Below are 20,463 nucleotides of genomic sequence, written 5' to 3'. Positions count from 1 at the left end.
CTAGATGGATGGCCGGTGCAGGCGCAGTCGCGCGCGCCTGGGGGCACCGGTGCACGGGGTCGCACGGACCCCCGACGGGCGGTGCCGGAGCGGCGGCCGGCCCGGCCTGCCGGAGGCGCCGAGGAGGCCGGCCGCGACGCTGAGCTGCGCCGCTGCGCGGGAAGGCCGGCCCGGCCGTGCGGCCGGGCGCGCGTACTCAGCGCAGTGCTGCGCGGACGGCGGCGTCGATTCCGGGGAAGGCGAACGAGAAACCCGAGTCGAGAAGTTGGCCGGGTAGCACCCGCTGGCTGCCCAGTACGTCCTCGGCGAACTCCCCGAGAGCGACGCGCAGCGCGGGCGCCGGGGCGGTGAACAGGGTCGGGCGGCGCAGCACCCGCCCCATCGCGGCCGTCACCTGGCCGTTGGTGGCGGGGGAGGGCCCGGTCAGGTTCACCGGGCCGGACAGCGACCCGGTGTCCAGGATGTGCCGCATCGCCGCGATGTGGTCGTGCAGGGCGATGAAGCTCCAGTACTGCCGCCCGCTCCCGAGTCGTCCGCCGAGCCCCGCCCTGAACAGCGGAAAGAGACGGCCCCAGGCCCCGCCCTCCCGGGCGACGACCAGACCGGTCCGGGCGTGCACCGTCCGTACGCCCGCTTCCTCGGCAGGGGCCGAGGCCTCCTCCCACTCCACGCACACCGACGGCAGGAAGCCCTCGCCGGGCGGTGCGCTCTCGTCGACCGCACGGTCCCCGGTGTCCCCGTAGTAACCGATGGCGGACCCGCACAGGAGTACCTTCGGCGGTTCGTCGAGTGAGGCGACGGCCTCGGCGATCGCTGCCGTGCCCAGGACGCGACTGTCGCGGATCTCCCGCTTGTACGCAGGGGTCCACCGGTGGTCGCCGACCCCGGCCCCCGCGAGGTGGACGACCGCGTCGCATCCGACGAGGCCCGCCACGTCCACGTACTGGCGCTTCGGGTCCCACTCCACCTCGTCGCCGGTGGCGGCGGGGCGGCGTACCAGGCGCACCACCTCGTGTCCGTCGGCCCGCAGCGAGCGCACGAGCGCCGCTCCGATGAGGCCGGTCGATCCTGTGACGGCGATACGGGAGCGCTGCATGGCCTCCATCCTGCCCCATGGGCCGTCGCTCACGCGGAACACGGCGTGGCACAGTGGCACGCATGTCCGAGCCGCGGTTCCGTGCCCTCCTGCCCGTCCGCCCTGCCGTGCAGGCGGACGAGAGCGCGCTCGGAGAGCTCGACCGCGCCACCTGGTCGACGCTGCACGCCGTGCAGCCCAGGCCCCGGCCCCCTTACGAGCCGTTCTTCGACGAGCGGCACCGGCCGGGGGAGTTCCTGGTGGCCGCGGCTCTCTCCGACGCGGGCGAGGAGTGCGTCGCCGGGTACATCCGGCTCGCTCCGGCGACGCCGCTGGCCTGCAACGCGCACGTGCGCCAGATACAGGGCCTCGCCGTGGCCGAGTGGGCGCGGGGCCACGGTGTCGCGCGGGAGCTGCTGCGCGCCTCGTACGCGGAGGCGCGGCGGCAGGGAGCGGGGCGGCTCACCCTGCGCGTGCTCGGGCACAACACCCCTGCGCGGAAGCTGTACGCATCGGAGGGCTTCGCCGTCGAAGGCGTACTGCCCGGGGAGTTCTTCCTGAACGGGCGGTACGCCGACGACGTCCTGATGGGGCGTTCGCTGCTGCCCTGAGCGGTCGCCCCCACCGGGTCCGGCGTGGGCTGTGCCCCTTCAGATGGGGCCGAAGCGGCTCCAGAGCGCGGGGAGCCGTTCCGCCAGCGCCGTGTCGTCCTCGAAGTCGACGGGCGTGCCGGCCGGCTCGGTGGCCTGCGGCGGCAGGCCCAGGTCCGGCGCGACCACGCCCGTGAGCTGCTCGTACGCCTCGTCGGCCGCATAGCCGAGATCCTCGCCGTCGCCGTCGAGCTCGTCGTCGAAGTCGTCGAGCAGCTCGGCGAGACTGTCGGGTTCGTGCACCGCGCCCTCGAAGACCTCCCGGCCCTGCCCGATCAGCCAGCACCTGAAGAAGTCGAACGCGTCGTCGCTCGCCCCGCCGAGCAGCACGGCGGCCGCGCCCCACAGGTCCCAGCGGTACGCGCGGTTGTAGCGGGCCTCGAAGTGCCTGGCGAAATCCAGCACGGAGTCGGGATCGAGCTGCACCAGCCGTTCGACGAGCAGGTCGGCATGGTCCTCGGGGTCGCCGTCGGCGGCCTCGCGGGTGTTGTCGATGATCTCCCAGAACTCCGTCTCGTCCATCACTGGTCCAGCATCGGCCTTGGCGGCGGGCGACGCACGCGGAGACACCGAAATGAAGCCTTCAGCCGTAGAGGTCGCGCATGCGTTCGGCGGCATCGACAACACGTTCGCGCAGGGCGGCGGGTGCCAGGACCTCCAACTCCGGCCCGAGGGAGAGCAGCTGGCCGTACGCGACGTCCTCGGACTCGACCGGCAGGGTGAGGGTGCGCCGGCCGGCCGCGTCCGGCGGGGCGGCCGCGGCCAGCGCCTCCTCCGCGGCCGCCCTGTCCACGGCGTACGGCAGTCGCCGCACCCCCGCCTCGGACAGCCGTACCGTCACCTCGGTACGCAGGATCGACCGGGCGAACTGTGCGGCGCGCTCCTCCCAGAACCGGGGCAGGTCGAAGTCCTCGTCCCGTTCGAACCGGGTCGCGGACACGGCGACCGCCGTGAACCGGTCGATCCGGTACACCCGGAAGTCGTCCGCCACCCGGGCGCAGAGGTACCAGACCCCGGCCTTCAGGACGAGCCCGTACGGGGACATCTCCCGCTCCACCTCGCTCGTGGGGCCGCGGCGGTAGCTCGCCCGGACCACGCGGTCGTCCCAGACCGCCTCCGCGACGGCGGGCAGCAGTTCGGGGGTGACCGGCTCGTGGTACCAGCCGGGGGCATCGAGGTGGAAGCGCTGGGCGGCGCTCTGCGAGGCGTCCCGGAGCGAGGGGAGCAGCGCGGCCGAGACCTTCAGCCGCGCTGCGGACGCGGCGTCGTCGAGCCCCATCTCACGCAGGGCCGAGGGCAGTCCGGACAGGAAGAGCGCCTCGGCCTCGTGACGGGCCAGGCCGGTGAGCCGGGTCCGGTAACCGCCGACGAGCCGGTACCCGCCCGCCCGCCCCCGGTCCGCGTACACGGGCACGCCAGCCTCGGACAGGGCCTGGGCGTCCCTGGTCACGGTGCGCTCCGAGACCTCCAGCTCCTTCGCCAGCTCGGCGGCGGTCATGGAGGGCCGGGACTGCAGGAGCAGAACCATCTTGATGAGCCGGGCAGCACGCATGGAGCCATTGTGTGCGCCGCACGACGACGGCGGGGCAGGTGCCGGACCTTGCCCGGCACCTGCCCCGCCCTCCTGCTGCCTACAGCCCGTACCGCTCCCGGGCCTCCTTGATCGTCGAGGCCGGGACCTCGCCGCGGCGGGCCAGCTGGGCCAGGGCCGCGACCACGATCGACTGCGCGTCCACACCGAAGTGGCGACGGGCCGCGTCGCGGGTGTCGGAGAGGCCGAAGCCGTCCGTGCCCAGCGAGGACCAGTCCTGCTCGACCCACTGGCTGATCGAGTCCGGTACCGCGCGCATCCAGTCGCTCACCGCGAGGACCGGGCCCGGCGCACCGGAGAGCACCTGGGTCACGTACGGCACCTGCTGCTCACCGCGGAGCAGCGCCTCGTCGGCCTCCAGCGCGTCACGGCGCAGCTCGCCCCACGAGGTGGCGGACCAGACGTCGGCCGTGACACCCCAGTCGGCGGACAGGAGTTCCTGGGCCTTGAGCACCCAGTGGATAGCCGTACCGGAGCCGAGGAGCTGCACGCGGGGCGCGTCCGCCGTGGTGGGCGTGCCCTCCTTGAAGCGGTACAGGCCCTTGACGATGCCCTCCTCGACGCCTTCCGGCATCGCGGGCTGCTGCTTCGGCTCGTTGTAGACCGTCAGGTAGTAGAAGACGTTCTCGGCCTCGGGGCCGTACATCCTCCGCAGACCGTCCTTGACGATCACCGCGACCTCGTACGCGAACGCCGGGTCGTAGTTGAGCGACGCCGGGTTCGTGGACGCGATCAGGTGCGAGTGGCCGTCCGCGTGCTGCAGGCCCTCACCCGTCAGTGTCGTACGGCCCGCCGTGGCGCCGACGATGAAGCCCTTGCCGAGCTGGTCGGCGAGCTGCCACATCTGGTCGCCGGTCCGCTGCCAGCCGAACATCGAGTAGAAGATGTAGAACGGGATCATCGTCTCGCCGTGCGTCGCGTACGACGTGGCGGCGGCGATGAAGTCGGCCATGGCGCCGGCCTCGGTGATCCCCTCGTTGAGGATCTGGCCGTCCTTGGCCTCCTTGTAGTACATCAGCTGGTCGCGGTCGACCGGGTCGTACGTCTGGCCCAGCGGCGAGTAGATGCCGGCCGACGGGAACAGCGACTCCATGCCGAAGGTGCGGGCCTCGTCCGGGACGATCGGCACCCAGCGCCTGCCGGTCTCCTTGTCCCGCATCAGGTCCTTCACCAGGCGGACGAACGCCATGGTGGTGGCCATCTCCTGCTTGCCGGACCCCTTGTACAGGGCCTTGAAGGCACGCTCCTCCGGCTGCGGCAGAGCCGCCGCGTGCACCCGGCGGGCGGGGGCCGGACCACCGAGGGCGGCACGGCGCTCCTGGAGGTAACGGACCTCGGGGGAGTCGGCGCCCGGGTGGCCGTAGGGGACCAGCCCGTCCTGGAAGGCGCTGTCCGGGATCGGGAGGCCGAGCAGCTCGCGCATGCTCTTGAACTCGTCGATCGACAGCTTCTTCATCTGGTGGTTGGCGTTCTTGGACTCGAAGCCCTTGCCGAGCGTGTAGCCCTTGACCGTCTGGGCCAGGATCACGGTCGGCGCGCCCTTGTGCTCCACCGCGGCGCGGTAGGCCGCGTACACCTTGCGGGCCTCGTGGCCGCCGCGGGAGCTGTAGAAGCACTCGGCGATCTTGGCGTCGCTCAGCAGCTTCGCCAGCTCGGCGAGCGCGGGCTCGGTGCCGAAGAAGTGCTCGCGGATGTAGGCCACGTCGCGGGTCGCGTACGTCTGGAACTGCGCGTCCGGCACCTCGCGGAGGCGGCGGATCAGGGCGCCCGTGGTGTCCAGCTGGAACAGCTCGTCCCAGGCGTTGCCCCAGAGCGTCTTGATGACGTTCCAGCCGGCTCCGCGGAACGCGCCCTCCAGCTCCTGGACCACGCGGAAGTTGGCGCGGACCGGGCCGTCGAGGCGCTGCAGGTTGCAGTTGATGACGAAGGTCAGGTTGTCGAGCTGCTCACGGGCCGCGAGGGCGAGGGCGGCGGTCGACTCGGGCTCGTCCATCTCGCCGTCACCCAGGAAGGCCCAGACGTGCGAGTTCGACGTGTCCTTGATGTTGCGGTTGGCCAGGTAGCGGTTGAAGCGCGCCTGGTAGATGGCCGAGAGCGGGCCGAGGCCCATCGACACGGTGGGGAACTCCCACAGCCAGGGCAGCCGCCGCGGGTGCGGGTAGGACGGCAGGCCCTCGCCGCCCGACTCCTGGCGGAAGTTGTCGAGCTGCTGCTCGCTGATCCGGCCGTCGAGGAAGGCGCGGGCGTAGATACCGGGGGAGGCGTGGCCCTGGATGTAGAGCTGGTCGCCGGAGCCGTCCCCCTCCTTGCCGCGGAAGAAGTGGTTGAAGCCGGTCTCGTACAGCCAGGCTGCCGAGGCGAACGTGGCTATGTGGCCGCCCACGCCGAAACGGGCGCCGCGGGTGACCATCGCAGCCGCGTTCCAGCGGTTCCAGGCGGTGATCCTCGATTCCATCTCCAGGTCGCCGTCGAAGGCGGGCTCCGCGGAGGTGGGGATGGTGTTGACGTAATCGGTCTCCAGCAGCTTGGGCAGCGCGATACCGGCGCCCTCCGCGTGCTGGAGCGAACGACGCATCAGGTATGCGGCGCGGTGCGGGCCCGCGGCCTTGGTGACGGCGTCCAGGGAGGCCGCCCATTCGGCGGTCTCCTCGGGGTCGCGGTCCGGGAGCTGGTCGAGCTCGCTCGGATGTTTTGCTACGGGGTCGGTCATGATCGCCGCCTTCCGGAGTGGAGGGGGGTGGAGAAGGCCCTGGCTGGCAGGACAGGGCGATGGGGCCGGTGGGCCCGCGACTGAACTGTAAGTCGCCGATCGATGATCGATCAAAGGATGAAAGGCAAAACTTCTCGATATGAAGAAAGTGGCATGGGGTGCCTCGAAACGGGGCACGGAGTGACGGGATTTTTAGGGTGAAACGGGCTCTGAGCTGCACAGTCGAGCGCCCGGTACCGCAGATGGGTACACGGCGTCGCGCGGGTTCGCGCCGGGGGCGCGCATCTGGCTCACGCTCGCGGCGCGCACCCCAGGACATGCTCCTTCACGAGCACGGCGATCCGCGGGTCCCTCCGCAGGAACGCGTCGATGAGGGCCTCGTGCTCCTCCGCGTACGACTTCTGCACCGTGCCCAGCCAGCGGATCGACAGGGCCGTGAACACCTCGATGCCCAGCCCCTCCCAGGTGTGCAGCAGGACGGCGTTCCCCGCGGCCCGCACCATCTCCCGGTGGAAGGCCACCGTGTGCCGCACCTGCGCCTCGCCGTCGGCCAGCCGGTCCGCCTCGTACAGGGCCGCCACGTGCGGGGTCAGTGCCGAGCAGTCCTCGCCGAGGGCCGGAGCCGCCAGCTCCGCGGCGATCTGCTCGAGCCCGGCCCGTACCGGATAGCTCTCCTCCAGATCGGCCGCGGTCAGATTGCGTACGCGTACGCCCTTGTTGGGGGCCGACTCGATCAGCCGCAGGGTCTCCAGCTCGCGCAGCGCCTCGCGCACGGGCGTCTGGCTGACCTCCAGCTCGGTCGCGATACGGCGCTCCACGATCCGCTCGCCCGGCTTCCAGCGCCCGCTGACGATCCCGTCCACGATGTGCTCGCGGATCTGCTCGCGCAGCGAGTGGACGACGGGCGGGGTCATGACGGGCTCCTTCGGGCGAACCGGTGCTGCTCTCCACCAACACGGCGACCAGGGGCGACCGGTGGTGTCTAGACAATACGGCGGCGCCCCCGCCCGGGAGTGTTCCGGACGGGGGCGCCGCTGGTGAGGCTGGTTACAACCGCGTGCCTCAGAGGCCGAGCTCGACCTCGAACTCGCCCGCTTCGAGGATCGCCTTGACCGTCGTCAGGTAACGGGCGGCATCCGCGCCGTCCACCAGACGGTGGTCGTAGGAGAGCGAGAGGTACGTCATGTCGCGGACACCGATGACGGTGCCCTCGGCGGTCTCGATGACTGCCGGACGCTTGACGGTGGCACCGATACCCAGGATGGCTGCCTGGTTCGGCGGCACGATGACGGTGTCGAACAGCGCACCGCGCGAACCGGTGTTGCTGACGGTGAAGGTCGCACCCGACATGTCGTCCGGGGTGAGGCCGCCACCGCGGGCCTTGCCGGCCAGCTCGGCGGTCTTCTTCGCGATACCGGCGATGTTCAGGTCGCCCGCACCCTTGATGACCGGGGTCATCAGACCCTTCTCGGCGTCCACGGCGATGCCGATGTTCTCCGAGTCGAAGTACGTGATGGTGCCCTCGTCCTCGTTGATCCGGGCGTTGACGACCGGGTGGGCCTTCAGCGCCTGGGCCGCCGCCTTCACGAAGAACGGCATCGGGGACAGCTTGACGCCCTCACGGGCGGCGAAGGACTCCTTCGCACGGTTGCGCAGCTTCATCAGCTTGGTGATGTCGACCTCGAGGACCGAGGTCAGCTGGGCCTGCGAGTGCAGCGCCTTCATCATGTTGTCGCCGATGACCTTGCGCATGCGGGTCATCTTGACCGTCTGACCGCGCAGCGGGGACGCCTCGAGCTTCGGCGCGGCCTTCGCCGCCGGGGCGGCGGCGACCGGAGCCGGAGCGGCAGCGGCGGCCCTGGCGGCCTCCGCGGCGGCGACGACGTCCTGCTTGCGGATACGGCCACCGACGCCGGTGCCCTTGACCGCGCCCAGGTCGACGCCGTTCTCGGCGGCGAGCTTGCGGACCAGCGGCGTGACGTACGCGCCGTCGTCACCGGAAGGCGCGGCCGGAGCGACCGGTGCCGGGGTGACGGGTGCCGCAGCGGCGGGCGCGGGAGCCGGAGCGGCCGGGGCCGCGACCGGGGCGGCGGGCGCCACCGGAGCCGGGGCTGCCGGAGCGGCAGGCGCGGGAGCGGCGGGGGCCGGAGCTGCCGGAGCCGGAGCGGCGGCGGGAGCCGGAGCGGCGGCGGGAGCCGGAGCGGCCTCTGCGGGAGCAGCGGCCGGGGCGGCACCCGGAGCACCGATGACGGCGAGCTTCGCGCCGACCTCGGCGGTCTCGTCCTCGGCGACCACGATCTCCAGCAGCACACCGGAGACCGGTGCGGGGATCTCGGTGTCGACCTTGTCCGTGGAGACCTCGAGCAGGGGCTCGTCCTCCGTGACCTCCTCGCCGACCTCCTTCAGCCAGCGGGTGACCGTGCCCTCGGTGACGCTCTCACCGAGCGCGGGGAGGGTGACGTCGGTGCCTTCGGCGCCACCGGCAGCAGCCGGAGCCGCCGCGGGGGCCGGAGCGGCGGGGGCCTCGGCGGCGGGCGCCGGAGCCTCGGCGGCGGGAGCCGGGGCAGCGGCGGGCTCGGCGGCCGGAGCCGCCGCGGGCGCGCCCGAGCCGTCGTCGATGACGGCCAGCTCGGCGCCGACCTCGACGGTCTCGTCCTCGGCGACCTTGATGGACGCCAGGACACCGGATACGGGGGCCGGGATCTCGGTGTCGACCTTGTCGGTCGAGACCTCGAGCAACGGCTCGTCGGCCTCGACGTGCTCGCCCTCGGCCTTCAGCCAACGGGTGACAGTGCCCTCGGTGACGCTCTCGCCGAGCGCCGGAAGGGTTACGGAAACCGACATGGTTTCAGTTGCTCCTTACGAAAGTGCGGAAGTGGTCGGTCGTCGCGCCCGGGACTGGATCAGTCGTGGGAGTGGAGAGGCTTGCCGGCCAGAGCCAGGTGCGCCTCGCCCATCGCTTCGTTCTGCGTCGGGTGGGCGTGGATGAGCTGCGCGACCTCGGCCGGCAGCGCCTCCCAGTTGTAGATCAGCTGGGCTTCGCCGACCTGCTCGCCCATACGGTCACCGACCATGTGGACGCCGACCACGGCACCGTCCTTGACCTGGACGAGCTTGATCTCGCCCGCGGTCTTCAGGATCTTGCTCTTGCCGTTGCCCGCGAGGTTGTACTTGAGGACGACGACCTTGTCCGCACCGTAGATGTCCTTGGCCTTGGCCTCGGAGATACCGACGGAGGCGACCTCGGGGTGGCAGTACGTCACCTTCGGCACGCCGTCGTAGTCGATCGGCACGGTCTTGAGACCGGCCAGCCGCTCCGCCACCAGGATGCCCTCGGCGAAGCCGACGTGGGCGAGCTGGAGGGTCGGGGCGAGGTCGCCCACGGCCGAGATCGTCGGGACGTTGGTCTGCATGTACTCGTCGACGAGGACGTAGCCGCGGTCCATCGCGACGCCGGCCTCCTCGTAGCCGAGACCCTGCGACACCGGGCCGCGGCCGATCGCGACCAGCAGCACCTCCGCCTCGAAGGTCTTGCCGTCGGCGAGGGTGACGCGCACGCCGTCCTGCGTGTACTCGGCCTTGTCGAAGAAGGTGCCGAGGTTGAACTTGATGCCGCGCTTGCGGAACGCGCGCTCAAGGAGCTTCGAGCTGTTCTCGTCCTCGACGGGGACCAGGTGCTTCAGGCCCTCGACGATGGTGACCTCGGTGCCGAAGGACTTCCACGCCGAGGCGAACTCGACGCCGATGACGCCGCCGCCCAGGACGATGGCGGACTTCGGGACGCGGTCCAGCTTCAGCGCGTGGTCCGAGGAGATGATGCGGTTGCCGTCGATCTCCAGGCCGGGCAGCGACTTCGGCACGGAGCCGGTCGCGAGCACGACGTGGCGGCCCTGGATGCGCTGGCCGTTGACATCCACCGAGGTGGGCGACGAGAGCCGGCCCTCACCCTCGATGTAGTGCACCTTGCGCGAGGCGATGAGACCCTGCAGGCCCTTGTACAGACCCGAGATCACCTCGTCCTTGTACGCGTGGACGGCCGCGATGTCGATGCCCTCGAAGGTGGCCTTGACACCGAACTGACCGGCCTCGCGGGCCTGGTCGGCGATCTCTCCGGCGTGCAGCAGCGCCTTGGTGGGAATGCAGCCGTTGTGCAGGCAGGTGCCGCCGACCTTGCCCTTCTCGATCAGTGCGACGTCCAGGCCCAGCTGCGCTCCGCGCAGGGCCGCGGCGTACCCGCCGCTACCACCGCCGAGGATCACTAGGTCGAAAACGGTGCTGGCGTCGTTCGCCACGTCACGTCCTCCATGCATGTGCGCCGTACGCCGGGCCCCAAGCTGGGGTGTGACCGGCCGGTCGGCTGGTGTTCGGCCGCTTGTGTTGTTCGGCCCTGTGGTGGGGGCCCTGTCCTGCCGAGAACCCATCTTCGCACTTGTTGAGGGCGAGCGGGACGCGGGCCCCTGGTCCGAGTCGGACGGAGGTCCGGCTCGGGCCGTTGGTGATACGTACAAAGTTTCGGAAAGGGGCCGGTCAGAGCCACTGAGGTGAACACGTACGGCCCCGGACGTATGCCCGGGGCCGTATCGCTGCGCGCGAACGGCGCGAGCGAAACCGTGGAACTCAGCCGAGATCGCCGGCGGCCGTGCGCTCCGCCAGCTTGACCAGGGTGCGGACCGCGGATCCGGTGCCGCCCTTGGGCGTGTAGCCGTACGGCGCGCCCTCGTGGAAGGCGGGCCCCGCGATGTCCAGGTGGGCCCAGGCGATGCCCTCGCCCACGAACTCCTGCAGGAACACACCGGCCACCAGGCCGCCGCCCATCCGCTCGCCGATGTTGGCGATGTCGGCGGTCGGGGAGTCCATGCCCTTGCGCAGGTCGGCGGGGAGCGGCATCGGCCAGGACGCCTCGCCGACCTCCTCGGCGATCTCGTGGATGGCGGTACGGAAGGCGTCGTCGTTGGCCATCACGCCGAAGGTGCGGTTGCCGAGGGCGACGACCATCGCGCCCGTCAGGGTCGCCACGTCGACGATCGCGTCGGGGTTCTCCTCCGAGGCGCGGGTCAGCGCGTCACCGAGGACGAGCCGGCCCTCGGCGTCGGTGTTGAGGACCTCGACGGTCTTGCCGCTGTACATGTGCAGCACGTCACCCGGGCGGGTGGCGTTGCCCGACGGCATGTTCTCGGCGAGGGCCAGCCAGCCGGTGACATTGACCTGGAGGCCGAGGCGGGAGGCCGCGACGACGGCGGCGAACACGGCGGCGGCGCCGCTCATGTCGCACTTCATCGTCTCGTTGTGGCCGGCCGGCTTGAGCGAGATGCCGCCCGAGTCGTAGGTGATGCCCTTGCCGACCAGGGCGAGGGTCTTCTCCGCCTTCGGGTGGGTGTAGCCGAGCCGGACGAGGCGGGGGCCGTGCACCGAGCCCTGGCCGACGCCCAGCAGGCCGCCGAAGCCGCCCTTGACGAGGGCCTTCTCGTCGAGGACCTGGACCTTGATGCCGTGCTCCTTGCCGGCGGCGGTGGCGATCGCGGCGAAGGACTCGGGGTACAGGTCGTTCGGCGGGGTGTTGATCAGGTCGCGGGCGCGGTTGATCTCCTCGACGACCGCGGTGGCGCGCTCCGCGGCGGCCTTGAACGCCTTGTCGCGCGGCTTGGCGCCGAGCAGGACGACCTCGGCGAGCGGCAGCTTCGCGCCGTTGTCCTTCTTGCCCTTGGGGGCGAGCTTGTTCTCGCCGCCCTGGTAGGTGGTGAAGGCGTACGCGCCGAGCAGGGCGCCCTCGGCGATGGCCTCGGCGTCCTCGGAGGACTCCGTCGGCAGTGCGAAACCGGCCTTCTTCGAACCGGTCAGCGCACGGGCGGCGCTGCCGGCGGCGCGGCGCAGCGCCTCCGCGTCGTACGCGTCGTCCTTCTCCGGGACCGGGCCGAGCCCGACCGCGAGGACGACGGGGACCTTGAGACCGGACGGTGCGGGAAGCTTGGTCACTTCGCCCTCGGCACCGGAGGCGCCCAGGGTCTCCAGGACGGTGGCGAGCTTTCCGTCGAACGCCTTGTCCACGGCCTCGGCGCCCGGTGCGACGACCAGGGCCCCGGCCTTGGACCCAGTGCCCTTGGCGATGCCGACGACGAGTGCGTCGGCGCGCAGCGTCGCCGCACCTGCGGTGCTGAGAGTGAGAGCAGTCACGGTGGTGAAATCTCGCTTCCGTTGAGTTGTGTGCCGGTCGAGGGGTGGGCCGACCGCGCCCGGCGCATCGTAGATGCCGCCGCAATGCGCCGGGAATGAGCCTACGCGCGCCTTTGCTTCCGGCTCACAGGGGCGGGGCCGTCCGGCCGTACGCCGCCCGGGCCGGCAGGCCCCGTACGACGGAACGAACCACGGGGATAGGGTCGTTGACCTGGGCACGTGAGCGGGGGAGACGACATGCGGGGCGCGAGGACACGAGGGCCGGCGGCCTGTGCCCTGCTGGTGCTGTCGGCCCTGGCGGCCGGCTGCGCCCCGGCCGCCGAGCCGGCGGCCCCCGCGCGGCCGACGGCCGTACAGCGCTGGCAGCCGGAACCGGGCGTGGACTGGCAGTGGCAGCTCTCCGGCCGGGTGGACACGAGCGTGGACGCGCCCGTCTACGACATCGACGGGTTCGACCAGGACGCGAAGACGGTGGCCGAGCTGCACCGCAAGGGCCGCAAGGTCATCTGCTACCTCTCCACCGGCGCGTGGGAGGACTTCCGCCCGGACGCCGGGAAGTTCCCCGCCTCCGTACGCGGGAAGAGCAACGGCTGGGAGGGGGAGTGGTGGCTCGACATCCGCCGCGCCGACATCCTGGAGCCGCTGATGGAAGCCCGGATCGCCATGTGCGCGAAGAAGGGCTTCGACGCCGTGGAGCCGGACAACATGGACGGCTACCTCAACACCACGGGCTTCCCGCTCACCGCGGACGACCAGCTGCGCTACAACCGGCTGATCGCCCGCCTCGCCCACCGCCACCACCTCGCCGTCGGCCTGAAGAACGACCTGCCCCAGATCCCCCAGCTGGTGGACGACTTCGACTTCGCGGTCAACGAACAGTGCGCGCAGTACGACGAATGCGAGACCCTGACACCGTTCATCGAGGCGGGCAAGGCCGTCCTCCACGCGGAGTACGAAGTGCCGGTGGCGGACTTCTGCCCCGCGTCCCGCAAGCTCCGGCTGAGCTCGCTGCTCAAGAAGTACGAACTCGGGGTCTGGCGCCGGACCTGCTGAGAGCCCTCAGCCGAGGACGAGCGCCACGAGGGCGACGGTGACCGCGGTCTCCTCCAGGGCGCCGAACACATCGCCCGTCACCCCGCCGAAGCGCCGCACGCAGTGGCGCAGCATCAGCTGCGCGGCCCCGAGGCCGGCCAGCGCCGCGACGGCGTGGTGCACCGCGCCGTACCCCCCGAGGAGCGCACCGGCACCCGCGCAGCCCGCCACCACCACGACGGCGACCGCCAGTGCGGTACGGGGCGTGACCGTGCCCGCCACCGCCGCGCCGAGCCCCTCGGGACGGGCGGGCGGGACGCCACGGCGCGCGGCCAGGGTGAGGGCGAGCCGGGCGGTGACCGCGGCGACGACCGCGCCCAGGGCGCCGTGGGCCCAGCCCTGTCCGTACAGCTCGAAGAGCACCGCGACCTGTGCCAGCAGGACGAACAGCAGGGTGATGACACCGAACGGACCAATGTCCGACTGCTTCATGATCCGTAGTGCGTCCTCGGCCGGCCTGGCGCTGCCGAGCCCGTCGGCGGTGTCCGCGAGCCCGTCCAGATGCAGGCCCCGGGTCAGGGCGGCGGGCACGGCGGCGGAGGCGACCGCCGCCGGCAGGGGACCCGATCCGGCGAGCAGGAACAGCACCCCGGGCACGGCCGCGAGCAGTCCCACGACGAGTCCGGCGAGCGGGGCGCAGAGCATGCCGGCGCGGGCGACCTCGCGGTCCCAGCGGGAGACACGGACGGGGAGCACGGTCAGGGTGCCGAAGGCGAAACGCAGGCCGTGGCTGTTCAGGGAGGTCACGGCGCGCAGGCTAGCCGGTGCCGCGCGGCGCTAGATTGGGCAAAACACACCAGAAGCCGTATATGCGGATCATCGGGAGTGGGTGGCATGGGTCACTGGTTTCAGCAGAACATCGTCGAGCCGGGCAAGCTCCCGCTCCTGCTCGCGCTGGCCTCCTTCGTGCTCACCTTCACCATCACCCGTGTCATCACCCGCATGATCAGGGCCGGGAAGGGGCCGTTCCGCAACATCACACCGGGCGGCGTGCACATCCACCACGTGGTGCCGGGCGTCGTCCTCTCGGTGGTCGGCGGCTTCGGCGCGGTCGCCTCCGGACAGCACGGCGCCGCCGCCGGGATCTGCGCGGTCGTCTTCGGGGTGGGGGCCGGTCTGGTACTCGACGAGTTCGCGCTGATCCTGCACCTCGACGACGTGTACTGGACCGAGGAGGGCCGCCAGAGCGTGGAGGTCGTGGTCCTCACCGCCTCGCTCGTCGTGCTCGTCCTGGCCGGGTTCTCGCCGCTGGGAGTGGACGAACTGAGCGGCGATCAGCAGCAGAACCGACTGGGCGTCGTCCTCACGTACGCCGGCAACTTCGGCTTCGTACTGATCGCCCTGTTCAAGGGGAAGGCCCGCATGGCGGTGATCGGGACCCTCATCCCGTTCATCGCGCTGGTCGCCGCGCTCCGGCTGGCCAGGCCGGCCTCGCCGTGGGCCAGACGCTTCTACCGCAAGCGGCACCGGGCGCGCGCACGGGCGGTGCTGCGGGCGTACCACCACGATGTGCGCTGGGCGGGGCCGCGCCGCAGGTTCCAGGACCTGATCGGAGGGGCCCCCGACCGGACACCGCTGCCGGGGCCCGGTCCGGGAGGCTGAGGGTTCAGGCCGTGGTGGTCCCCGCGGGCTCGCCGTCCCCGGAGGCATCCTCCGCGGTGTCCTCGGAGGTGTCCTCGGCGGTCTTCTCCGCAGGTTCCTCCGCACGTTCGGGCAGCTCGGCCGCCAGCGCGGCCGCGGCCTGGACGAGCGGCAGCGCGAGCAGCGCCCCGCTGCCCCCGCCGACGGTCACCCCGTGATCGAGCAGCGGGGTCAGGGCCATCCGGTCCAGCGCCTTCATCTGCGCCGGCTCACCGCTCACCTGCCCCGCCAGCCACCAGTCCGGCGCCCTGAAGGCCACCCGCTGGGCGACGAGTGCGCAGGCCGCCGAGACCACCCCGTCCAGCACCACGGGCATCCGGCGCACCGCGCTCTGCAGCAGGAAGCCGGTCATCGCCGCCAGATCCGCGCCGCCCACCGCGGCCAGCAGCTCCAGCTGATCGCCGAGAACGGGCCGGGCCCGGCGCAACGCGTCCCGGATCGCGGCACACTTGCGCATCCAGGCAAGATCGTCGATGCCCGCACCGCCGCGCCCGGTCACCACGGAGGCGTCCGTGCCGCACAGGGCCGCGATCAGGGTCGAGGCCGCCGTCGTACCGCCGACGCTCAGATCACCGAGCACCACCAGATCGGTGCCGGAGTCGGCCTCCTCGTCGGCGATCCGCATGCCGAGGCGAACGGCCTGCTCGGCCTCCTCGGCCGTCAGCGCGTCCTCGACGTCGATACGGCCGCTGCCGCGCCGCACCCGGTGCCGTACGACCGCCTCCGGCAGCAGCGCGGGGTCGCAGTCGAGACCGGCGTCCACGATCCGTACGGGGACGGCGAAGCGGCGGGCCAGCACCGCGACCGGGCTCGCACCGTCCAGCGCGGCCCGCACCAGTTCGTGCGCGCTGCCGGGTGCCCGACCGGACACCCCCAGCTCCGCCACCCCGTGATCACCGGCGAACAGCACCACACGCGGCCGGTCCACGGGCTTGACCGGTACGGACTGCTGGGCGGCCGACAGCCACTCACCCAGCTCGTCGAGCCGGCCGAGAGCGCCGGGCGGGACGGTCAGCCGCTCCCGGCGTTCCTCGGCGTCGCGCCGTACGCCGCCGTCGGGGCGTTCGATGAGGTCGGAGAAGTCGTCCAGATTCACGGGGGTCTGCCTCGCGGGTCGTCACATGGTGGGCAGGAACCCGGCGGAGGGCTCCTGTGCGGAACAGTACCCGGCAGCTTTCCGCGCCCCGGGCCCGCGCACCCGCCCGAGGCCCGGCCGCGCCCGGCCCCGCCCTTCCGGCCCGCGCTCAGCCCCGCAGCACCAGCGCCCGACCCGCCACCACCAGCAGCACGTGCTCGCACTCGTCGGCGAACGCGGCGTTCAGACGGCCCAGTTCGTCCCGGAAGCGCCGCCCGGACACCGTCGCGGGAACCACACCGGAGCCGGTCTCATTGGTCACGGCGACGACCGTACGGCGCGTCCCGCGCACCGCCCGGACCAGTTCCGCGACCCGTTCCCGCAGTGCCTCCTCGCCACCGTCCGCCCACCGGGCGTCGTCCCACGCCCCCGCCCGGTCCATCGCGTCGGTCAGCCACAGCGACAGACAGTCGATCAGCAGCGGCGGACCGTCCGCCTCCAGCAGGGCCACCAGCTCGCAGGTCTCCTCGGTGCGCCACGCGGCGGGCCTGCGCTCGCGGTGCAGCCCGATGCGGGCCGCCCATTCCGCGTCGCCGTTCCGCCGGCCGCCCGTTGCCACGTACACCACCTCGGGGAACGTCTCCAGGCGCTGCTCGGCCTCCAGCGACTTCCCCGACCGTGCGCCACCGGTCACCAGCGTGCGCCGGGGCATCTCGGGGACCGCGTGGTACTCGCCCACCTTCAGCGTCGTCCCGTCCGGCACGGCCCGGGCCCCCGCGGCCGCGAGTCTGCGGTGCAGCTCGTCGCCGGGCGGTGCGTCGTGGTCCAGGTGGACGGCGACGACCTCGGTGGTGGGCCCGATCGCCTCCACGGCCCGCAGCCGGGCCACGGCGTCGGGCCGCGCGACCACATCGGCGACGACCATGTCGTACGGCTCCGCCACCCGGTCGGCCAGACCGGCGGGCGCGGCCCCCGGCGGCAGGTAGAGCAGCCGCTCACCTTCCGGTGAGGTCACCTCGTACCCGGTGCCCGGAGCGTCCATCGACACCGCCAGCACCCGGTGCCCGCTGATCAGCGTCAGCTCCTGGCCGTCCGGTACGCGCCCCGCGGACGGGAGCGAGTCGGGCAGTTCCACGGCGGGTCCGTCATGCGGGTGGGTGAGCAGTACCTGGCGTACGCCGGTGAGCGAACGGCCCGCGCGGGCCGCGGCGAACACGGCGCCCGGAGTGAGGTCGAGCAGCAGCGCGTCGTCGACCAGCAGCGAGGTCGCGGCCCGCGCCCGCGCCCCACGGGCGGACGCGCAGGCGGCGCAGGGACAGTCGGGCCGCGGCAGCCCGTCAGGGGCTCCGGTGCCGAGCAGAGTCAGTTCCACGCTCCTGATCCTCCCGCGTCCATGCTTCACCTGCGCGCCCGGGCCACGTACTAGGCTTCGGGCAGCAACGTGACCCAGGAGGCGGACATGGCGTGGACGTGGCGGTTCGAGAAGTCCGACGGTACGGAGACGGAGCCGGCTCTGCAGCCGGAGGAGTTCACGACCCAGGGTGATGCGGAGTCATGGATCGGTGAGTTCTGGAAGGAGCTCCTGGAGGGCGGTGCCGACCAGGTGTCGCTGTTCGAGGACGCGACGAAGATCTACGGCCCGATGAGCCTCCAGGCCGACTAGGGCCTCCCGCCCCGCGATCGAGAACCGGCCCGCCACCCGCCAGGGTGCCGGGCCGGGTGCCGCGGCACCGGTTCAGATCTCGCCCAGGGTGGCCTCGACCGTCTCCTTCGAATCGCCGCGCGAGTACGTCACGGTGACCCGATCGCCCGGCTTCTCGCCCGCCAGGGCCTCCGACAGCGATGTGATCGTCGTGATCGGGGTGTCGTCGATCGCGGTGATGACGTCTCCGGTGCGCAGGCCCGCCTTCTCCGCGGCTCCGCCCCCCTGCACGCTGACGACGGCCACCCCGGCCGGCTGGTAGTCGTCGTCCACGACGGTGCGGCCCGTGATGTTCAGCGCCGCCCGGCCCGAGTCCGTGACCTTGCCGGACTTGATGATCTGGTCCGCGACCGTCCGCACCATGGACACCGGGATCGCGAATCCGATCCCGGGTGCCGCGCTCCCGCCCAGCTGCGGATCCGCGGCCGCGAGCGTCGGGATGCCGATCACCTCACTGTCCAGGTTCACCAGCGCCCCGCCGCTGTTGCCCGGGTTGATCGCCGCCGAGGTCTGCACCATGTTCGCGAGCGTCGCCCCGGTGCCACCGCCCGAGCTGCTCTCACTGACGGTCCGGCCCAGGGCGGAGACGATGCCCTGGGTGACGCTGCTGGACAGGCCGAGCGGCGAGCCCATCGCCAGCACGATCTGCCCCACCTCGACCTTTTCGGCGTCGCCGAAACTCGCCGCCTTCAGCCCGCCGGGGATGTCGTCCAGCCTGACGACCGCAAGGTCCTGCTCCGGATAGGAGAAGACCAGAGAGGCCTTGAGCCCCTTCTCCCCGGTGGCGACGGTGACGTCGAAGGTCTTCGCGCTTCCCACGACGTGCGCGTTCGTGACGATGTGGCCCTTGTCGTCGTAGACGATGCCGGAGCCGAGACTGTCCCCGGCGCCGATCTGCACGACCGAGGGCAGCACATCCCTGATGACGTCCTGGTACTGGCTCTCGAGATCACCCGGGGCCCGTGCCACCGCGCCCTGCTGTACCGGGGCGCCGACCGGGGAGGAACCCGCGCCGGAGCAGCCGCCCGCCAGGGCGATCGCGCAGGCACCGGCGGTCAGGGGCAGCAGCAGGCGGCGGACCCGGCCGCGTGAGGGGGATGCGTCCATGCCCGGAGTATCGCCAGGGGACCCGGGACAGGGCATGCGCTGATGGGCCGATCAGAGGTACGGACCGGCGCCCCGCCGAGCTCATCGAGGAAGAGCCCTCAGCCGCGCACCCCGCACAGGTGCAGCAGCGCCGCCACCCTGCGGTACGGATCGGTCCGCCCCGCCCGGTCCTCGGCGGCCAGCACCCGCTCCAGCTCCTGGGCGTCCGGCAGCTCGTCCTCGTTGCTCACGTTGTCGGTGAAGACCCGCACGCCGTACCAGGCGTGCAGCGGCGCGGCGATGCCGGCGAGCGTGGACGTCAGGGCGTCGAGCCGGTCGGCCCGCACGAGGAGGCCGAGCCGGTTGGTGTACGTATCCGTGTCGAATGCCGCGAGGGCCCCGCCGAAGTCCCCCGCCGTCCCGGGCCGCATCGCCAGCGCGTCCGCGTTCCGCACGAGCAGCGAGAGGAGCCCGCCGGGTGCCAGCATCCGGGCCAGGCCCGCCAGCATCGGATCGGGCTCGGGGACGTACATCAGGACGCCGTGGCAGAGCACCACGTCGAAGCTGCCGGGCAGGAAGTGGACCCCGGTGTCGATGCCGTCGCCCTCGATGAGGCGCACCCGCTCCCGGATGCCCTCGGGCTCGCCGGCGAGGGACTCCCGGGCGGTCCGGAGCATCTCGCCGTCGGACTCGAGACCGGTCACCGAGTGCCCGGCCCGGGCCAGCCGCAGCGCCTGTGTGCCCTGGCCCATGCCGACATCGAGCACCCGCAGCCGCCTCCCCACGGGGAAGCGCGCGGCTATCTGCTCGTCCAGCTGGCGGGCGACGAGCTCCTGGCGGACCGTGTTGCGCAGTCCGCCGAGCCCGTCCAGCCATTGGGAAGAGACCCCCGTGAATCCGGAGGTCTCCGTGCTCAGGGCCGCTCTCCCCGCTTGACCTGCGGCTTCGGAAGCCGCAGTCGGCGCATCTGGAGCGTACGCATCAGGCCGTAGGCCACGGCGCCGCGCTTGGGTGTGTCCGGGAAGCGCTCGGCGAGCTGCTTCTTGAGCCGGAACGCGAGGCCGATGGAGTCGACCACGATCAGCACGATCACGCCGAGCCAGAGCAGCAGCGAGATGTTCTGGATGTTCTGGATCTGGATCACGCTGAGGATCAGGATCACCACTGCGAGCGGGAGGAAGTACTCCGCGATGCAGAAGCGTGAGTCCACGAAGTCACGGACGAAGCGCCGCACGGGCCCCTTGTCACGTGCGGGGAGATAACGCTCGTCACCGGACGCGAGCGCCTCACGCTGCTTGGCCAGGTCCGCGCGGCGCGCTTCGCGCGCTCGCTTTGTGGCCTCCTTGCGATCGGTCGGCGTGCCGCTCGAAGCACGTCGGCGCTGCGTCTGGGCCTCGTTGCGCTTGGGGGTGGGGCGACCCTTGGGAGCCTGAGGGTCGCGGGGCTGCTTGGAGAGGTCCGCCGTCACCTTGTCGGTGGGGGCCTTCTCTTCCTTGGAACGGCTACGGAACACAAAACCCAAGGGTACGGGGTCGGTCGGGGCAAGTCAGGACCGGGCGGGAACGATCCGGCAACGGCCTGCGTCCTGAAAGGTGTCCCGACAGGGGCAGAACGGACGTCGCCACCGGTTTCCCTGATGTTCCTCTACTCCCTGGGCGGGAGTGGTCGCA

18 protein-coding genes are annotated in these 20,463 nt (G+C 71.9%); 4 read left to right on the top strand and 14 right to left on the bottom strand.

Annotated features, from left to right (window positions below; all coding sequences use genetic code 11):
- Positions 1-196: 196 nt before the first annotated feature.
- Positions 197-1,096, bottom strand: a complete 900-nt coding sequence (locus ACFW9O_RS16475; RefSeq protein WP_384609846.1) for a TIGR01777 family oxidoreductase — start codon at positions 1,094-1,096, stop codon at positions 197-199.
- Positions 1,097-1,158: 62 nt separating this feature from the next.
- On the opposite strand from ACFW9O_RS16475, the gene ACFW9O_RS16470 reads away from it, so the two are divergent.
- The gene (locus tag ACFW9O_RS16470) at positions 1,159-1,686 is read left to right on the top strand and encodes a GNAT family N-acetyltransferase (RefSeq protein ID WP_384609843.1); all 528 of its coding nucleotides are present in this window, start codon (positions 1,159-1,161) and stop codon (positions 1,684-1,686) included.
- Positions 1,687-1,725: 39 nt separating this feature from the next.
- Here the strand turns inward: ACFW9O_RS16470 and ACFW9O_RS16465 are convergent, their stop codons facing one another.
- The 7 genes from ACFW9O_RS16465 to ACFW9O_RS16435 form a co-directional block, all read right to left on the bottom strand.
- A complete protein-coding gene (locus ACFW9O_RS16465) occupies positions 1,726-2,247 on the bottom strand; it encodes a DUF4240 domain-containing protein (protein ID WP_384610398.1) in 522 nt (173 codons plus the stop codon).
- 61 nt (positions 2,248-2,308) lie between these two features.
- Entirely contained in the window at positions 2,309-3,277 is a 969-nt protein-coding gene (locus ACFW9O_RS16460) for a YafY family protein (protein ID WP_351173607.1), read from the bottom strand.
- 79 nt (positions 3,278-3,356) lie between these two features.
- The gene (gene aceE / locus ACFW9O_RS16455) at positions 3,357-6,026 is read right to left on the bottom strand and encodes a pyruvate dehydrogenase (acetyl-transferring), homodimeric type (protein ID WP_384609840.1); all 2,670 of its coding nucleotides are present in this window, start codon (positions 6,024-6,026) and stop codon (positions 3,357-3,359) included.
- A gap of 290 nt (positions 6,027-6,316) precedes the next feature.
- Positions 6,317-6,940 (bottom strand): GntR family transcriptional regulator, encoded by a 624-nt coding sequence (locus ACFW9O_RS16450; RefSeq protein WP_329211843.1) that lies wholly within the window; start codon positions 6,938-6,940, stop codon positions 6,317-6,319.
- 148 nt (positions 6,941-7,088) lie between these two features.
- Positions 7,089-8,870 (bottom strand): 2-oxoglutarate dehydrogenase, E2 component, dihydrolipoamide succinyltransferase, encoded by a 1,782-nt coding sequence (gene sucB / locus ACFW9O_RS16445; RefSeq protein ID WP_384609837.1) that lies wholly within the window; start codon positions 8,868-8,870, stop codon positions 7,089-7,091.
- Positions 8,871-8,929: 59 nt separating this feature from the next.
- Complete coding sequence (gene lpdA / locus ACFW9O_RS16440) at positions 8,930-10,318, bottom strand: dihydrolipoyl dehydrogenase (protein WP_351173616.1); 1,389 nt, start codon at positions 10,316-10,318, stop codon at positions 8,930-8,932.
- 325 nt (positions 10,319-10,643) lie between these two features.
- A complete protein-coding gene (locus ACFW9O_RS16435; RefSeq protein ID WP_384609833.1) occupies positions 10,644-12,197 on the bottom strand; it encodes a leucyl aminopeptidase in 1,554 nt (517 codons plus the stop codon).
- Positions 12,198-12,434: 237 nt separating this feature from the next.
- On the opposite strand from ACFW9O_RS16435, the gene ACFW9O_RS16430 reads away from it, so the two are divergent.
- Complete coding sequence (locus ACFW9O_RS16430) at positions 12,435-13,250, top strand: endo alpha-1,4 polygalactosaminidase (RefSeq protein WP_384610396.1); 816 nt, start codon at positions 12,435-12,437, stop codon at positions 13,248-13,250.
- Between the two features lie 6 nt (positions 13,251-13,256).
- Here the strand turns inward: ACFW9O_RS16430 and cobS are convergent, their stop codons facing one another.
- Complete coding sequence (gene cobS, locus ACFW9O_RS16425; RefSeq protein WP_384609831.1) at positions 13,257-14,036, bottom strand: adenosylcobinamide-GDP ribazoletransferase; 780 nt, start codon at positions 14,034-14,036, stop codon at positions 13,257-13,259.
- 87 nt (positions 14,037-14,123) lie between these two features.
- Between cobS and ACFW9O_RS16420 the strand changes: the two genes are divergently transcribed.
- Positions 14,124-14,891 carry a hypothetical protein gene (locus tag ACFW9O_RS16420; protein WP_351173625.1) on the top strand — a complete coding sequence of 256 codons (768 nt, stop codon included), beginning with the start codon at positions 14,124-14,126 and terminating at the stop codon, positions 14,889-14,891.
- A gap of 4 nt (positions 14,892-14,895) precedes the next feature.
- Here ACFW9O_RS16420 and cobT read toward each other — a convergent pair whose 3' ends face one another.
- A complete protein-coding gene (cobT, locus tag ACFW9O_RS16415; RefSeq protein ID WP_384609827.1) occupies positions 14,896-16,026 on the bottom strand; it encodes a nicotinate-nucleotide--dimethylbenzimidazole phosphoribosyltransferase in 1,131 nt (376 codons plus the stop codon).
- Between the two features lie 148 nt (positions 16,027-16,174).
- Positions 16,175-17,377 (bottom strand): bifunctional adenosylcobinamide kinase/adenosylcobinamide-phosphate guanylyltransferase, encoded by a 1,203-nt coding sequence (locus ACFW9O_RS16410; RefSeq protein WP_384609824.1) that lies wholly within the window; start codon positions 17,375-17,377, stop codon positions 16,175-16,177.
- An 87-nt stretch (positions 17,378-17,464) separates the two neighbouring features.
- Between ACFW9O_RS16410 and ACFW9O_RS16405 the strand changes: the two genes are divergently transcribed.
- On the top strand, positions 17,465-17,668 hold the full coding sequence (locus tag ACFW9O_RS16405) for a hypothetical protein (RefSeq protein WP_327119322.1): 204 nt from the start codon (positions 17,465-17,467) through the stop codon (positions 17,666-17,668).
- Between the two features lie 72 nt (positions 17,669-17,740).
- Here the strand turns inward: ACFW9O_RS16405 and ACFW9O_RS16400 are convergent, their stop codons facing one another.
- From ACFW9O_RS16400 to ACFW9O_RS16390, 3 genes are all read right to left on the bottom strand, one after another.
- Positions 17,741-18,814, bottom strand: a complete 1,074-nt coding sequence (locus ACFW9O_RS16400) for a S1C family serine protease (protein WP_384609820.1) — start codon at positions 18,812-18,814, stop codon at positions 17,741-17,743.
- Positions 18,815-18,912: 98 nt separating this feature from the next.
- Entirely contained in the window at positions 18,913-19,647 is a 735-nt protein-coding gene (locus ACFW9O_RS16395; RefSeq protein WP_384610394.1) for a class I SAM-dependent methyltransferase, read from the bottom strand.
- Between the two features lie 59 nt (positions 19,648-19,706).
- Entirely contained in the window at positions 19,707-20,306 is a 600-nt protein-coding gene (locus tag ACFW9O_RS16390) for a DUF3043 domain-containing protein (protein WP_351173638.1), read from the bottom strand.
- Positions 20,307-20,463 lie beyond the last annotated feature (157 nt).

The sequence above is a fragment of the Streptomyces sp. NPDC059499 genome, assembly GCF_042749285.1.
Taxonomy (GTDB): Bacteria; Actinomycetota; Actinomycetes; order Streptomycetales; family Streptomycetaceae; genus Streptomyces.
The sequence above is the reverse complement of the archived record's forward strand: the minus strand, read 5'-3'. Positions and strand labels throughout refer to the sequence as shown.